This is a genomic window from Wolbachia endosymbiont (group A) of Pogonocherus hispidulus (assembly GCF_964028195.1).
Taxonomy (GTDB): Bacteria; Pseudomonadota; Alphaproteobacteria; order Rickettsiales; family Anaplasmataceae; genus Wolbachia.
The window spans coordinates 1474023-1488349 of record NZ_OZ034750.1 but is presented as its reverse complement, the minus strand read 5'-3'; the positions used below and the strand labels follow the sequence as shown (position 1 = coordinate 1488349).

General features: G+C 36.4%; 14 protein-coding genes, 2 tRNA genes and 3 pseudogenes. 17 read left to right on the top strand and 2 right to left on the bottom strand.

Translation table 11 applies throughout. The features are described from left to right. Positions 1–13: 13 nt before the first annotated feature. The 7 genes and pseudogenes from ABWU58_RS07255 to ABWU58_RS07225 all read left to right on the top strand — a co-directional run. Positions 14–1102 (top strand): S49 family peptidase, encoded by a 1089-nt coding sequence (locus ABWU58_RS07255; protein ID WP_353283068.1) that lies wholly within the window; start codon positions 14–16, stop codon positions 1100–1102. Between the two features lie 112 nt (positions 1103–1214). Further along, the gene (locus tag ABWU58_RS07250) at positions 1215–2678 is read left to right on the top strand and encodes an AAA family ATPase (protein ID WP_353283067.1); all 1464 of its coding nucleotides are present in this window, start codon (positions 1215–1217) and stop codon (positions 2676–2678) included. Positions 2679–2749: 71 nt separating this feature from the next. Continuing rightward, positions 2750–3118, top strand: a complete 369-nt coding sequence (locus tag ABWU58_RS07245) for a head decoration protein (RefSeq protein ID WP_353283066.1) — start codon at positions 2750–2752, stop codon at positions 3116–3118. Between the two features lie 32 nt (positions 3119–3150). Continuing rightward, positions 3151–4066, top strand: a pseudogene (locus tag ABWU58_RS07240) (major capsid protein); the annotation flags it as partial. Between the two features lie 173 nt (positions 4067–4239). Next, on the top strand, positions 4240–4545 hold the full coding sequence (locus ABWU58_RS07235) for a hypothetical protein (RefSeq protein WP_353283065.1): 306 nt from the start codon (positions 4240–4242) through the stop codon (positions 4543–4545). Further along, positions 4546–5070, top strand: a complete 525-nt coding sequence (locus tag ABWU58_RS07230) for a phage tail protein (RefSeq protein ID WP_353283064.1) — start codon at positions 4546–4548, stop codon at positions 5068–5070. It abuts the gene before it with no gap. Continuing rightward, positions 5067–5303, top strand: a pseudogene (locus ABWU58_RS07225) (hypothetical protein); the annotation flags it as partial. The gene ABWU58_RS07230 and the pseudogene ABWU58_RS07225, both read left to right, overlap by 4 nt. Positions 5304–5666: 363 nt before the next feature. On the opposite strand, the gene ABWU58_RS07220 reads toward ABWU58_RS07225, so the two are convergent. After that, complete coding sequence (locus ABWU58_RS07220; protein WP_353283063.1) at positions 5667–6686, bottom strand: IS110 family transposase; 1020 nt, start codon at positions 6684–6686, stop codon at positions 5667–5669. Positions 6687–6938: 252 nt separating this feature from the next. Here ABWU58_RS07220 and ABWU58_RS07215 point away from each other — a divergent pair. The 9 genes and pseudogenes from ABWU58_RS07215 to ABWU58_RS07175 all read left to right on the top strand — a co-directional run. Then, positions 6939–7190 (top strand): annotated as a pseudogene (locus ABWU58_RS07215) (hypothetical protein); the annotation flags it as partial. Then, on the top strand, positions 7177–7641 hold the full coding sequence (locus ABWU58_RS07210) for a phage baseplate assembly protein V (protein WP_353283062.1): 465 nt from the start codon (positions 7177–7179) through the stop codon (positions 7639–7641). The pseudogene ABWU58_RS07215 and the gene ABWU58_RS07210, both read left to right, overlap by 14 nt. Before the next feature lie 3 nt (positions 7642–7644). Beyond that, entirely contained in the window at positions 7645–7899 is a 255-nt protein-coding gene (locus ABWU58_RS07205) for a PAAR domain-containing protein (protein ID WP_353283061.1), read from the top strand. A gap of 5 nt (positions 7900–7904) precedes the next feature. Then, positions 7905–8240 carry a GPW/gp25 family protein gene (locus ABWU58_RS07200; RefSeq protein WP_353283060.1) on the top strand — a complete coding sequence of 112 codons (336 nt, stop codon included), beginning with the start codon at positions 7905–7907 and terminating at the stop codon, positions 8238–8240. Between the two features lie 2 nt (positions 8241–8242). Next, positions 8243–9049 (top strand): baseplate J/gp47 family protein, encoded by an 807-nt coding sequence (locus tag ABWU58_RS07195; RefSeq protein ID WP_353283059.1) that lies wholly within the window; start codon positions 8243–8245, stop codon positions 9047–9049. Continuing rightward, positions 9049–10209, top strand: a complete 1161-nt coding sequence (locus tag ABWU58_RS07190) for a phage tail protein (protein WP_353283058.1) — start codon at positions 9049–9051, stop codon at positions 10207–10209. Before ABWU58_RS07195 ends, ABWU58_RS07190 begins: the two co-directional genes overlap by 1 nt. A 192-nt stretch (positions 10210–10401) precedes the next feature. Next, on the top strand, positions 10402–11163 hold the full coding sequence (locus ABWU58_RS07185) for an ankyrin repeat domain-containing protein (RefSeq protein ID WP_353283057.1): 762 nt from the start codon (positions 10402–10404) through the stop codon (positions 11161–11163). 89 nt (positions 11164–11252) lie between these two features. Then, positions 11253–11624, top strand: coding sequence for a DUF2924 domain-containing protein (locus ABWU58_RS07180; protein WP_353283056.1), 372 nt, complete (start codon positions 11253–11255; stop codon positions 11622–11624). Next, entirely contained in the window at positions 11624–13189 is a 1566-nt protein-coding gene (locus ABWU58_RS07175) for a recombinase family protein (protein WP_353283055.1), read from the top strand. Before ABWU58_RS07180 ends, ABWU58_RS07175 begins: the two co-directional genes overlap by 1 nt. A gap of 527 nt (positions 13190–13716) precedes the next feature. Here the strand turns inward: ABWU58_RS07175 and ABWU58_RS07170 are convergent. Continuing rightward, positions 13717–13792: transfer RNA gene (locus ABWU58_RS07170), tRNA-Lys, on the bottom strand. Between the two features lie 315 nt (positions 13793–14107). Here ABWU58_RS07170 and ABWU58_RS07165 point away from each other — a divergent pair. Beyond that, a tRNA-Ala gene (locus ABWU58_RS07165) sits at positions 14108–14183 on the top strand. The last annotated feature ends 144 nt before the right edge of the window (positions 14184–14327 follow it).

Below are 14327 nucleotides of genomic sequence, written 5' to 3'. Positions count from 1 at the left end.
AAACATAGTTGATATGACAATACAAGTGAGCTGGCTCAATAAACCAATGATGGTAGAGCCAAGAAGTTTTGAGTTACTGTCATTACAAGCAGGAAAGCAGCCAATTTTTAAAAACATAAAACATGCAGTAATAAATAATGAAAGGGGAATAAAAGTAATACCAATACATGGAATCTTGACAAAAAAGTCAGAAGCTTTTGATGATGTGTTGGGGATGACATCGTATGAGAAGATACGTGAAAAGATAGAGGAAGCTTTAATAGATGAAGAAGTAGAAACAATAATTTTGGACATAGACAGCCCCGGAGGAGAAGTAAACGGTTTATTCGACCTTTCTGACTTTATTTACAAAGCAAGGGGTGAAAGAAAGATAATAGCAATAGCGAATGATGATGCTTACTCTGCAGCGTATGCTATAGCTTCTAGCGCTGAAAAGGTGTATGTAAGCAGAACATCAGGGGTAGGAAGTATAGGAGTAATAGCAAGTCACATTGATCAAAGTGGATTCGATGAAAAACAAGGTATTAAGTACACAACTGTTTTTGCAGGAAGTCGAAAAAACGATTTAAATCCGCATGAGCCAATAACATCAGAAAGTGTGGAAAGCTTACAAGAGGAAGTAGATCGCCTATATGAGATGTTTGTCGAGCTCATAGTACGAAACAGAAATCTTTCCACGGAAAAAATCAAATCAACGGAAGCAGGGCTATATTTTGGTGAGAAAGCAATAGAGGTAGGTCTTGCGGATGGAATTACGACATTTTCAGAATTTATAGATAATTATAGGAGAAATAATATGAGCAAAATTGAGATAAAAGAACAAGCAATAGATATTGATATTGAGCAAGGAAGATGTTTAGGGTACGAAAGCTGCCGTAAAGAAGTATTAGAAGTGATAAGATTATGTAATTTATCAAAGATGCCAGAGAAAATAGGAGAATTTATTGAGCAGGATGTGAATGCAAAGCAAGCCCAAGAAATATTAATGTCGATACTGGCGGAGAGAACGAAGAAGACAGAGATTTTGAGTACAATACCACAAAGTTCATCAGAAGATTTAATGATGCAGGTAGCGAAAAGTCGAGCAAAATCGGGCATTTGATGGTGGTCTACTCTTAACCGCGGTATATAATACTAACATACGCCGCGGTAAAATAAAGTTGATCATCTTATAACCGCGGTATATAATGCTAACATACGCCGCGGTAAATTGTATGAGTGAACCAATAATTGGTAGAGAAAAAGAAACAGCGATTCTAGAAAATAAGCTTCTTTCCCAATCAGCCGAGTTTATCGCAGTGTATGGTCGACGTCGTGTAGGAAAAACATATTTAATAAAACAATTTTTCAACAAACGTAATGTAATCCTATTTGAGCAGACAGGTCTCAACAAAGGTGCTTTGAAGGAGCAGCTTGAGATCTTTGCAGAATCATTGTCTAGATCTTTTTACAATGGTGTAAGAATGGCTTTGCCTAAAAACTGGATGGATGCATTGCGTCAATTAACTCTTTCGATTGATATTCATAGAAATGAGCAGGTTGTTTTATTTTTTGATGAGTTGCCATGGCTTGCTGCAAGAAAATCTGGATTTTTAGTAGCACTAGAACACTTCTGGAATGTGTATTGGACATATCGAAAAAGGCTTATATTGATCGTGTGTGGTTCAGCAGCATCATGGATGTTAGAAAATTTAATCTATAATAAAGGAGGATTGCATAACCGTATTACTGCAAGAATACCTTTGCAGCCTTTTAACTTAAGTGAAACTAAAGAGTATCTAAGGTATTTAGGAGTCAATCTTAATCACCAGCAGATATTACAGATCTATATGGCCATGGGAGGGATACCACACTACCTTAAGGAAGTAAGTCAAGGATTATCAGCAGCACAAAATATTAATGCGATCTGTTTTCAGAAGGAAGGTTTGTTATTTGATGAATTTGATATGTTGTTTCACTCGTTGTATGAAGAACCAGAAATGTATATAAATATTATTCGTGTGATTGCAAAAAAGCCAAAAGGGATCAGCAGGAAAGAACTTATAAAAGCAACTAAAATCACTGAAGGTGGATACTTAACTACTAAACTAAGGAGCTTAGAAGCAGCAGGATTTATTGGAGGTTTTTTACCACTGAATAAGGCAAAGAGAGGAGTATATTACAGGGTAATGGACGAATATGTGTTATTTTATCTAACGTGGATTGAACCATTCAGAGAAGTAATGAAAAAGGCAATAACAAGTGATGTTCATTATTGGGAGTTAGCAATAAAAAAACCAGCTTGGCTAACATGGACAGGACAAGCATTTGAAGCAGTGTGTTTTAAACATGCCAATACGATTAGAAGAAAACTAGAGATAGAACATATACTAACTATATGTGGTGAGTGGCAATATCACCCAGAGAAAAACGGCGAAGAAAGTGGTGCTCAGATAGACTTGGTGTTTGATCGAGAGGATGGATGTACGACACTTTGTGAAATAAAATACAGTGATAAGCCTTATACGATAACAAAAGAATATATAGAACAATTAAGAAAAAAAGAGTCAATTTATAAAGAAAAAACTAGGTCAAGAAAACAAATATTCTGGGTACTTATTGCTGCAAACGGAGCAACTGAAAACCAGCACTTGAGAGATATAATCAACAAAGTGATTACGTTAGAAGATTTATTTTAACTTAACATCAAAATTTTAGAAAAACTTACGCAGTTTTTTAAGTAAGAGAAACTAAATATAGGAGAAAAAACATGACAAGTATAACTGAAGGAAATAATTTAGGCGATCTTCTAAAATATGAAGCGTCTAATCTATATTCAAGAGACCAAATAACCGTAGCAAAGGGGCAGAACCTTAAGCTTGGCACGGTTGTCGGTCGTGATAAAGATGATCTAATTAAAATTATAAACTTAGCAGCCACGGATGGTACGCAGACAGCGATAGGAGTGATAACAAGTGATGTAAACGCAACGGAAACCACCAAAGCAGTAATCATTACACGTATAGCAATGTTAGCAGATCATGCGGTTGTATGGCCAGCAAATATAACAGAAGAGCAGAAAGCTGCAGCAATAAAGCAACTTGAAACACGAGGGATCATCATCCGTAAGGGAGTTTAACTTAAATTAATAGGAAAAAAGGGAGAAAAAAAATGCAAAATCCATTTACAAATCCAGCATTTAGTATGACGGAATTGACTAAAGCAATAAACATATTGCCGATAAATTATGGTCGCGTCGAAAATTTAAATTTATTTCCAAGTAGATCGGTAAGATTTCGACATATTACCATAGAAGAGCAAAACGGAGTATTGACCAACGCAAGTTCCTGGAGCACCAGCAACAGTGGGAAAACGAAAAATAAGAACATTTACGATACCACATATTCCCCATGATGACGTAGTGTTACCTGAGGAAGTGCAAGGGATAAGAGCATTTGGGTCAGAGAATGAACTGAAAGCATTGGCTAACGTGGTAACAGATCACCTGGAATTGATGAGAAACAAGCACGCAATAACATTAGAACATTTGCGAATGGGTGCGCTCAAAGGAATTATTCTGGACGCTGATGGCAGTGAGTTATTAAACCTTTACAACGAATTTGAAATTACACCGAAAGTAGTAAATTTTGCACTGGGAACAGCAACCACCGATGTAAAGCGTAAGTGTCTGGAAGTATTGCGCCATGTTGAGGACAACTTCAGTGGTGAATATATGACTGGGATTCATGCCTTGGTAAGTCCTGAGTTTTTTGATGCATTAACATCGCATGCCAAAGTAAAAGAAGCATACGAGAGATGGCAAGAAGGTGCAGCACTCCGGAACGATATGAGATCAGGGTTTACGTTCTGTGGAATAACATTTGAGGAATATAGAGGGCAAGCAACCGACCCTGAAGGAATTGTGAGAAGGTTTATAGAAAAAGATACAGGACACTGTTTTCCACTAGGAACAGCAAGCACATTTACGACATACTTTGCCCCAGCGGACTTTAATGAAACAGTGAATACCCTTGGACAGCCATTATATGCAAAACAAGAGCCAAGAAGATTTGATAGAGGAACTGACCTTCATACCCAATCCAACCCTTTGCCGATGTGCCACCGCCCGGGGATATTAGTTAAAATCGCTGCAGCATAACAATACTGGTAGAGCAACTACAAAATGGTGAGGCATGAGACTGCTCTACCAGTATGCCCCTTCTTAGCGTACATGTAGAGATTAGTGCATAAAGGAAAAAGATGCAAGAAAAAATAAAAAGATTATTTAAAGACTGTTTTGCACATCTAGGGCAGCAAGCGTTGTATGAGTCAAAGGATAAGGCATATATGGTACAAATATTGAAGCAACAGCCAGATAAATTATACGAGATTGGTGAAGGACAATTTATCGGAGAAATGTTAATACTTGAGGTCAGCATTTTTGATATATTAAAGCCAATGGTAGGAGATGTCTTTATTATTGGTAACCGTAGATACAAAGTACATTCACCGCCGCTTAGGGACAATTCGGGAATGGTATGGAAAATTCAAGCATCGGGGGTGTAAATGCGTGTTGAAATTGGAATAAGCGGCAGCATTGAGAAAATAATTCAAAGTATTGAAGCTAGCCAAGCTAAGATAACAAGAGCAACAGTAAGAGCATTAAACAAAACGGCATTGTGGACAAAAGAGCAAGCTACGAAAGAACTAAGTAAAGATACGCAAATAAAACGGCAATTAATCAGAAAAAGATTATGGATAGTGAGAGCAACAAGAAATTATCAGAGGGCTCTAGTAAGGATAGGGTTATATGGAGTAAAATCTTCAAAGCTTGGCGATATAAAACAAATGGCAAAAGGAGCAAAGGCAGGGAAACATATGTTTGAAGGAGCATTTATTGCTAAGATGCCAACCGGACATAGAGGTATTTTTAGACGAAGAGGAAGAACAGCCTTGCCGATTTATGAAGTTACTGTACCGATCGGAGAAAATGTGCAAAAGATAGTAAAAGAAATGGCTAGTTATAAAACAGGAAAAGTGTTTGAGGAATATTTTGAGCATGAGTTGAATGTTCTTTTAAAGAAGCAATGAAAGAATTTTGGAAAGGTTTACATGAGGCAATTTGTAAAACGCTAAAAGAAGAAATCCCAGCAATACAAACGTGCGAAGTGTATAGAGCGGTAGGTCGGGAAATAATAGCGCCAGCAGTATTTGTAGAGCTTGCAAGTTTAGAACCAGGGAAAGATCCGGGAACAGAGGAGTTTGCGCTGAGAGCAAGATTTGAAGCGAGAATTGTAGTTGATGGAACAGTCGAGGATTCCTCCTATGATTGTTGTCAATAAGAAATTTCATATTTTGTAAAATCTTTAAAACCCGGTTGTCTTTAAGTGTGTAGAAAATGTCTGTCAGAAATCGGTAGCTCTCAATTGCATAAAAGTCAATAATGATTTTTTGTATTACTTAAAACATTTTCTGATGTAAAATTCAGCTCTAATGCAATTTTTTATTTATTACTGTACCATCTTATTCGATCAAAAGTTGTTTCATTGACAACAAAAATACTAATACTAAGTTTTTAATTAATATTTTTTAAATTAATGTAGCTAATGAATATGTGCGTCTACATACACTTAAAGCACATATTCATTTGGCTTATAAAAACTAAGGTATCATATTTTCCCTTACAATTATTGTTCAATAAAAAATTCAAATTTTGTAAAATCTTCAAAAATCCACTTCCTTTTCAGTGTATAGAAAATGGTTGTTAGAAATTTTCTAGCAGTTGCAATAATAGCCTTAGCAGAACCACGCTTCTTTTTCACATGCTCGTAAAAACTTTTCAGGTAAGGACTATATCGTATAGCGACCCAGGTACACTGTACTAAAGAAGTTCGTGCCATTTTTGGCCCATATTTGGTGATTCTTCCAATAGTACATTGCTGATTAGATTGAGAAACTGATGGTACAACTCCGAAATAAGCAGTGAGCTTTTCAGGATTGCTAAAATCATTAATATCGCCAATTGTCGTGATAAAAACTGCTGCAGAAATTGCACCAATACCTTTAATACTGATAATATTATTAAACCCAGGAAGTTGTTTAGCAAAAGCGGTAATTTCTTCTTTAAGCTTCTTGAGGTTTTCTCGAATAGCTTCCAGTTGATAGCTAATTACTTCAATCTCTATCTTTTCTATATAATCCCAATTGTGTTTTTGAATAGAGCGTTCAAATCCAGCTTTAGTTGTCAGCGTTTCCTTCTTAATTTTTATCCCATGATAATTAAAAAGACCGTGCATTTTATTGATTAGAGATACTTGTGATTTCACTAACTGCTCTCTTGTTCGAAGAAGAGAAGCTAACTGCTGGCATTGTTTGCTTTTACATCTCGCTTCAGGCAACATATCCTTGCTTAGAAAGAAAGCAATAGCTCTTGCATCATGCCTGTCTGTCTTCTTTACAGAGCGGCGAATAACTTCAAATTGCCAGGGTGCAATTATCACTGCGCGCTTGACGTAAGATGACACTGCATCATAAAAGAAACAGCTATTACCTGTAGCTTCGAAAGCTATTTCATCTTCTGATTTAAGACCTTCAACGAAATTGTCCAAGTCCTGTAAGTGAAATGTGCGAATATATTCTTGCTTTCCTGTTTCTAAGTAGCAAACAGTAAAGCTATTAGTGTGTAAATCAACACCTATGTAACGCATAAATTTTCCCTCTTATTGAATACTACAAAATATCAGAGTAGAATATTACCGGTTGGTCCAACCTCCTATACGCGGTCACCAAATTTTATGGGCTGCACGATGGTTTTCGGTGGCAGGGGCGGTTAATCTCGGTAACGAGGTCTAATCCCATTATTGCATATAAAAGCAAAATAGGGCCTCATGAATCCTTTCAACCTGCCACCTATCCACTCTGAGAAGTTATTATCTTCTCATGCTTCCAGCCAAGCAATAACAATTCATATCATCTCGGTAGTTGTGAGAGAATTAGCAGCAGAAGTTGCGAGAGTAGTGAATAAGAATACTTGGGACGTGGAAAATGTTTCAGCAGGTGAATTTATATCAGCAGGAGGAGATGATTTTAGGCCAGAATTAGATGCATATCTAGTGTGGATGGTTGAATGGGTGCATGAAATCCATGTAGGCAAGTCAATATTTTCAGGCGGAGTTACGCCGCATATTATAGAGATAGATGTTAGAGCATAATTTTGCCATTGCAGAGCTAAATAGAAGGCTAGCGAACATTATGCGTATAGGTCTAGTTAAAGAAATAGACCATGAAAAGGCAAGAGTAAGGGTCAAAGTAGGAGAATTTATAACCGATTGGCTTCCGTGGGTAACGGCAAGAGCAGGAGAAGATAGAAGTTGGTTTGCGCCGAATATTGATGAGCAAGTAATAGTATTATCGCCATATGGAGAGTTGTCATTAGGGGTGGTGTTACCGGCAATTTATCAGCAGAAGTATTTTCCCTCGGAATGCCGAAAAGACGCGCATATTTTTGAGTTTCAGGATGGAACGAAATTATCGTATGATAAGGAGAATCATCATCTTGAGATTGAAGTAGTAGATAAAATAACGTTGAAAGTTGGGGAATCAAGTATAAAAATGACAAAAAAGGGAATAAAACTTAAGGGAAGGAGAATAGATCTAAACTAGTATATGGGTAAAGCAATCGTTTGTATAGGGGATTATTGCAGTGGAATACCGGCACATGTTTGTATGAGTGGAAGTAGTGATGTTTTTAAGAAAGGGAGATCTGTGTGTCGAAAAGGTGATATCTTAACTCTGGGAGAGAAGCTAATACAAGGTTCAAACAGCGTATTTGTGAATGATATTGGCATAACAAGAACCGGTGACTTGGCATCGTGTGGTTTTCATGTGATGGGTGATAGCAAAAATGTATTTGCAGGGTAAAAAAGATGCGTGGTATGAGTGCTACTAGTGGGAAAGAACTGGAAGATTTAGACCATCTGAAACAATCAATTATTGATATATTAACCACGCCAATTGGATCACGTGTTATGAGAAGAGAGTATGGTTCCCGATTGTTTGAATTAGTAGATAAGCCAGTAAATCGTGATTTTACGTTAGAAATTTACGCAGCAACAGCAGGAGCACTAGAAAAATGGGAAAAAAGATTCAAACTCGAAAAGGTAAAAATCACAGAGGTGAAAGAAGGAAAGGTCAATATTTCATTAGATGGTATTTATCTACCAAATGGGAAAAATATTCATTTTGAAGGAATTGTAGTATAAAGATGGAGCAGCCAAATATTATCGAACCACTGAACTTTGAAGAGATTTTTTCTCGGATGAAAGAAGAGTTGGTGAAGCGTGACGCAAGTTTCACAGCATTAGTAGAAAGTGATCCAGCGACAAAGATCCTAGAAATAGCAGCATGGCGAGAACTTTTGCTGAGAGAAAGAATAAACGAAGCAGCAAAGGGCAACTTACTTAAGTTTGCAAGGGGGAAAGAACTTGATGATTTAGCTGAATTTTATGGAGTAGAAAGGGAAAAGGAAAAAGAAGAAAAAGATGAACGTTTTAGGGAAAGAATCAAGGCAAAAATAGTAGGCTGGAGCACAGGAGGAAGTAAAGAGCATTATAGGTTTCAAGCACTCTCAGCAGATAGAAGAGTAAAGGATGCGCTAGTTGAATCAAGAGTACCAGGGGGTGTGGAGATCTCAATTTTATCAACAGAGTTATCCACAAATGGCATAGGGTCTGAAGAACTACTTGATATTGTAAAAAAGCGAGTCACCAGGGATGATATAAGGGTGTTAACAGATACGATAACAGTAGTTGGTTGCAATATTATTGAAATAAATATCCACAGCAAAATTAGCATTAAAAGACCAGATATTATTGAAACGGTGAAGAAGAAATTTATAGAAAAATTTGAATCAGCAAAAAGTTTAGGATGGAGTGTAACAAGATCGTGGATTATAGCAAATCTATTCATAGAAGGCGTGGAAAACGTGGAATTAATAGAGCCAAGAGAGGATGTTGTGGTACTGGGGAATGAGTGTGCTGCCTTAAGAAGTTTAAATGTTAAGTTGAATTAATGCTATTACCGCCAAATGCAACAAAGCAAGAAAAAGCGCTGGTTGATGCAATCGATTACAAAGTAGAACCAAGCAGGATAAGAGGATTTAAGTTTAATCCTAAAGATGAAATATTGCCATGGATAGTAGAGGAATATGGTCTAGAAGAGATTCTGCATTGGGCAAAAGAGAAAAGAAGAGCGATAAAAGAAGGGGTAGAATTTCAGCGTTTAAGAGGAACACCTGCCTCACTGAAAATAGCATTAAAATGGGCAAACATAGAAGATATTACGATTATTGAAGAGCCACCCGGTAAACACTTTTTTGAATTACAGATAGGGATAAGAGACGTACCAAATGATTTCTTTGTAGATGCAGTAGTAGAACTAGCAAAACTATCACTACCTGCAAGATCGAGGCTAATGAGGCTTTTCAATGACCACTACAACATTAGCAGGTTCATATTGGATGAGAGTTTTTTCGGAAGTTTATTATCGGATTATTCGGGGGTAAAAATAGAAAAAGATGGACCAGTGTTATCATTTGGAAGAGTGAACTTTTTCAGATCTAGCAGTCCATTAATTGAGGTTATAGAGAGTTATCTACGCGATCATCATGAACGAGCTTTAAGCAATGATATATATCGCTTGGATGTAGCAATCCTTGGAGAAACCGAGCCTCACACGAAGAATTATAACGGTATTTATGAAAGAAATCATGTGTGGTATAACTTCAAAGCACTATATCCGCTACCACAGAGCTTATTACCGGCAATTAAGTTTGCGAAAGCGCAGATAGTATTATCAGATAGCTGGAACTTAGGAGAAATAAACGCATGTTTTCCGGTTACGAGTATAGAAGAATGTGGAGAAAAGTTCTATTTGAATGACCACAAACTATCTGAACAACTGTGGAATTTAAAATACAAGCCAATTTTAGAAAGGTTTAGCGTTACTCACCACTACAAGGTAGAAGATTTTACCAACCAGAAAGTTATAAGATTTGGTTTAGCAGAACACAATGTTCATTTTGAAAGCGATTTAAATTCAGAGCAAAAGGATTCAATACATGAACCGGAAAATTACATTTTAGTGTTTTACCCAGGCGTACTAACGTGGCACGAACATCGTCACTTGAACAGGTCTTGGAAAGAGACACAAGTTATATGTTTAATGTGTTAAGCATATATATTTATATCTTCATATACTATATTAGTATTTAGTTAAAAAAGGTGTACTACGCGAAAAAAGACTTGCCTTTTTATACTAAAACAGACATAACTAGAATAGTAGTGGGTAAACATAAGAAGTTTACTTTACGCTAGAATGAGCCAAATTGGCCATTTTATGTATGTTTTTATAGTGAGGTATGAAATGAGGTTTAGCAAGGAAAAAAGAGAAGCTTTTAATAAGTCATTTTATGAATTATTAGAGAACTCGTTTAAGAATATTAATGAAAAAGACGAAGAAGGTGAAACAGTATTGCACCATGCAGTAAAAATCTCCGATCGCAAAACAGTGAAGTTATTAATAGAAAAAGGAGCAAAAACAAATATAGAAAACAATAGCGGAGAAACACCATTACACCTAGCAGCATTCTATGGAAAGGTAGAGAATGTAAAAGTACTGTTGGAGGAAGGAGCAGATATAAATGCTAGAGACGGTAAGAGAAATACGGCATTACATTATGCGAGCCTAATGGGGTATGAAGAGACGGTAAGGTCACTAATAAAAGGAGGGTCAAATGTAAATATAGGAAATAAAATAGGAAGGACCCCCCTACATGAAGCAGTATTTATGAGGGAAATAGGGAATGTGAGAGCGATATTAGAAGCTGGAGGTGATGTAAATGCGAGAGATCATAAAGGATATACACCACTGCATATAGCATGCAAAACAGGAGAAACAAAAGAGATAATAAAAGAGCTAGTAAAAGCCGGAGCAAATGTAGAGCAAAAGGATAAATTTGGCAAAACGGCAATGGATTATGTGAGAAATAATAAAGAGATAAAAGAAGTGTTAGAGAACGTAAAAATGGCAAATAAACAGAGGGAGTTCATAGAAAAAATAAAAACCGTATCGGAAAGTACGGCAGCAGGTGTAAAAGAAGAGCTTGTGGATGAGAAAGTGCTATAGCGTTTAAAAATTCAGAAGTGCTGTGTTTGAAAAGGTGATTATATGGAAAAAAAGTAGAAAAAGAGGTAAAATGTTTAGAGAAAAAAGCGTTGGAAGAGCTGAGGGAAATATGGAAGGATTTATTTCAATCTGACGCACCACCATACTCCAAAAAATCTTTAATAAAGCGCGTAGCTTATCGTTTACAGGAAATTGCTTGTGGTAGTATGTCGGGTGAAGGGGAAAAAAAGCTTACCTCCCTTCGTAATCAATTGGAGCAAGGGAAGAAGGTATGGAGTGGTAATGCTTTACCGGTAGGAACAGTACTTACAAAAGAATATAAAGGAGAAATTCATAAAGTAACAGTAAGAGGGAAAAGATCATTTACATATAAAGATCAACTTTATACCTCACTATCTGCAATAGCAACTGAAATAGCAGGAACAAGATGGAATGGATTAGTTTTTTTTGGAGTGAAATAATGTTAAAACAAATTAGATGTGCAGTATATACACGTAAATCGTGTGAAGATAAAGTTGAACAAGAATTTAATAGTCTAGATGCACAGAGGATGTCTGGAGAACATTATATAAAAAGCCGACAACAAGAGGGATGGGTTACAGTGGATAAACGATATGATGATGAAGGATATTCTGGAGGGAATTTAAAGAGGCCAGCACTACAGAAGTTATTTGGAGATATCAAAGCAGGTACAATAGATTGTGTGGTGATTTATAAAATAGATCGCTTATCAAGGTCATTACTTGACTTTGCAGAAATAGTGGATTTATTTGATAAACATAAAGTTACGTTTGTGTCAGTTACACAATCATTCAATACAGCAGACCCTATAGGTAGATTAATGCTAAACATCATACTGAGCTTTGCGCAATATGAAAGGGAGTTAGCAGCGGAAAGAATAAGAGATAAAATAGCAGCATCACGTAAGAAAGGTTTATGGACAGGAGGTCTGCCACCACTTGGCTTTGATGTAAAAGATAAAAAGCTGGTTGTGAACGAAAAAGAAGCAGAGTTAGTAAAGAATATATTTGAGAGTTTTGTAGAGACAAAGTCTGCGATTAAAACCCTTAGGGAATTAAATGAGAAAGGACATTGTACAAAGAAGTATGAAAAGAAATCTGGCCAAACTTTCGGAGGAGATTCATTTCAAAAGTACTATTTATATCGCGTTCTGACTAACCCAATCTACAATGGTCGTATAAAATATAAAGAAAATCTATATCCTGGGCAGCAAGAAGCAATAATTGATGATGAACTATGGCAAAAAGTGCAAGCAACTTTTAAAAATCCCGAGAGTAGGAAAAGTCCAACAGCAACAAATCATTTATTAAAGGGGATAATAAGTTGTAGCTGCGGAGCATCAATGATGTCATGTTATACTCAGAAGAAAAGGAGAAATTATTGTTACTACGTCTGTAGAAATCATCAACAGGGAATAGAATGTACATTTAGCCAGCGTAATATTGCAGCAGGTGAGATAGAACAAACAGTAATAAAATATATGCCACAGATACTGAGTAATCCACTTAATTGTGAGAAGGGTATAAGTGAAGAAACGTGGAATCCGATAGAGCAAGAGAAAATAATTCGTCAGGTAATTAAAAACTTAAAGGTATGTGAAGATGGTATTGAATTCTGCATGAACAAAAATGAAGAAACAATTTTCATGCCAGTAAAATTTAAAAAACGAGGAGGAAGAACAATGATAATAGATCCTGAAGGGAAAGATAAGGAAGTAGATAATCCATTACTAAAAGCATTGGTGAGAGCAGATTTGTGGCAGAGGCAACTAAGTAGCGGAAAATTTGCAACTATAAACGAGCTCTGTGCCCATGAGAAGCTTGGATTAGACTATGTAAAACGCATTTTACGTCTAAATTATCTAGCACCGAAGATAAAAGAAGACATATTGAATGGAACACAACCCCGTCACCTAAAATTGATAGACTTCAAAAAAACCAAGATACCGATATTATGGAGTGAGCAGTTGGAGAAATTTTACGGCTCAACAGAAAAAGTTGCTTAGGAGCAAAATGCTGCAAAAAGTGCACATCTGGGCAACAACAGTGCTGCTAATATGCAGTAGGTTGGCAGCCAATACCGGTCTAGGCAAGCCACAAAGTCGTTAATTTGGCAGGCATAGCTGCTTATTATGTGGCTGGATATAGAACGCAGGTTGCAGCTACACTTTTTGAGTATTCAGCGTCACTATGAGGGCACCCCTTCAATTAAACAAACAGGAGTAGCTAAAATCTATTTTTTCTTACGTTTAATATTGAAAGAAGCTATAAACTATGTTCATGGAGAAAACAGGTCCTCTTTAGCGTCACGCGAAATTTATTTATTTACTCATTTACTTTTCTCAAAATAGCAAAAAAGTACCTACCTTTTTGAGAAAAATAGTAGAAAATTAACAGATTACGGAAAGAAAACAGGAATTTTGGGGCAAATAATTAGACAAAAAGGCTGTACGTATAGGTGGTTAAAACAGGCTACTGTGGCGGGTTTTATGTTGTGGTAAATTACTATAGAGAGAAGTTCGTAAAACACGACTGGTGATCCCGACGCGATTCGAACGCGTGACCCACTGATTAAAAGTCAGTTGCTCTACCGGCTGAGCTACGGGATCATTTCATTTTTCAGCTATACTAAACATCAATACAGTTTTTATCCGTTTTAATCAAACTAAAATTTTCATGTGTGGTTAAATAAATTATATAATATACTGCATTAGTGATAATTTAGTTAAAAATTTTTGAAGGCAAACTTCTTGTTAATTTTCAATTCACAGATTCATTTTGGAAAGTTTATAGAGTGATTACAAATCTGAAAAGAAAAAAGATAGAGAATTATACATAACTGCAGAATTTGTGCACTATTTAGCAATAGATAAATATTTCTTGCATTTCAGCCTGAGTGATTTATGCTTTAAGCAAGAATTACTGGGGGTATAGCTCAGCTGGTAGAGCATCTGTTTTGCACGCAGAAGGTCAGCGGTTCGATCCCGCTTGCCTCCACCAGTCTATATTAGCTTTAGCACGCCACAAAACCTGTCAAAACAGCTTATTTTAATCTAGGAGTGTTTTATACTAGTTTCCTAAAAATCCCTATTTCTTTTCATAACTTTTCTCTACACAAGTAATATTTGTTATTATAATTCTAAT

Bases quoted from the DNA above. Each gene is read 5' to 3' on its own strand.
- ABWU58_RS07255 (WP_353283068.1), top strand. From the start codon at position 14: ATGACAATACAAGTGAGCTGGCTCAATAAACCAATGATGGTAGAGCCA.
- ABWU58_RS07250 (WP_353283067.1), top strand. From the start codon at position 1,215: ATGAGTGAACCAATAATTGGTAGAGAAAAAGAAACAGCGATTCTAGAA.
- ABWU58_RS07245 (WP_353283066.1), top strand. From the start codon at position 2,750: ATGACAAGTATAACTGAAGGAAATAATTTAGGCGATCTTCTAAAATAT.
- ABWU58_RS07235 (WP_353283065.1), top strand. From the start codon at position 4,240: ATGCAAGAAAAAATAAAAAGATTATTTAAAGACTGTTTTGCACATCTA.
- ABWU58_RS07230 (WP_353283064.1), top strand. From the start codon at position 4,546: ATGCGTGTTGAAATTGGAATAAGCGGCAGCATTGAGAAAATAATTCAA.
- ABWU58_RS07220 (WP_353283063.1), bottom strand. From the start codon at position 6,686: ATGCGTTACATAGGTGTTGATTTACACACTAATAGCTTTACTGTTTGC.
- ABWU58_RS07210 (WP_353283062.1), top strand. From the start codon at position 7,177: ATGTTAGAGCATAATTTTGCCATTGCAGAGCTAAATAGAAGGCTAGCG.
- ABWU58_RS07205 (WP_353283061.1), top strand. From the start codon at position 7,645: ATGGGTAAAGCAATCGTTTGTATAGGGGATTATTGCAGTGGAATACCG.
- ABWU58_RS07200 (WP_353283060.1), top strand. From the start codon at position 7,905: ATGCGTGGTATGAGTGCTACTAGTGGGAAAGAACTGGAAGATTTAGAC.
- ABWU58_RS07195 (WP_353283059.1), top strand. From the start codon at position 8,243: ATGGAGCAGCCAAATATTATCGAACCACTGAACTTTGAAGAGATTTTT.
- ABWU58_RS07190 (WP_353283058.1), top strand. From the start codon at position 9,049: ATGCTATTACCGCCAAATGCAACAAAGCAAGAAAAAGCGCTGGTTGAT.
- ABWU58_RS07185 (WP_353283057.1), top strand. From the start codon at position 10,402: ATGAGGTTTAGCAAGGAAAAAAGAGAAGCTTTTAATAAGTCATTTTAT.
- ABWU58_RS07175 (WP_353283055.1), top strand. From the start codon at position 11,624: ATGTTAAAACAAATTAGATGTGCAGTATATACACGTAAATCGTGTGAA.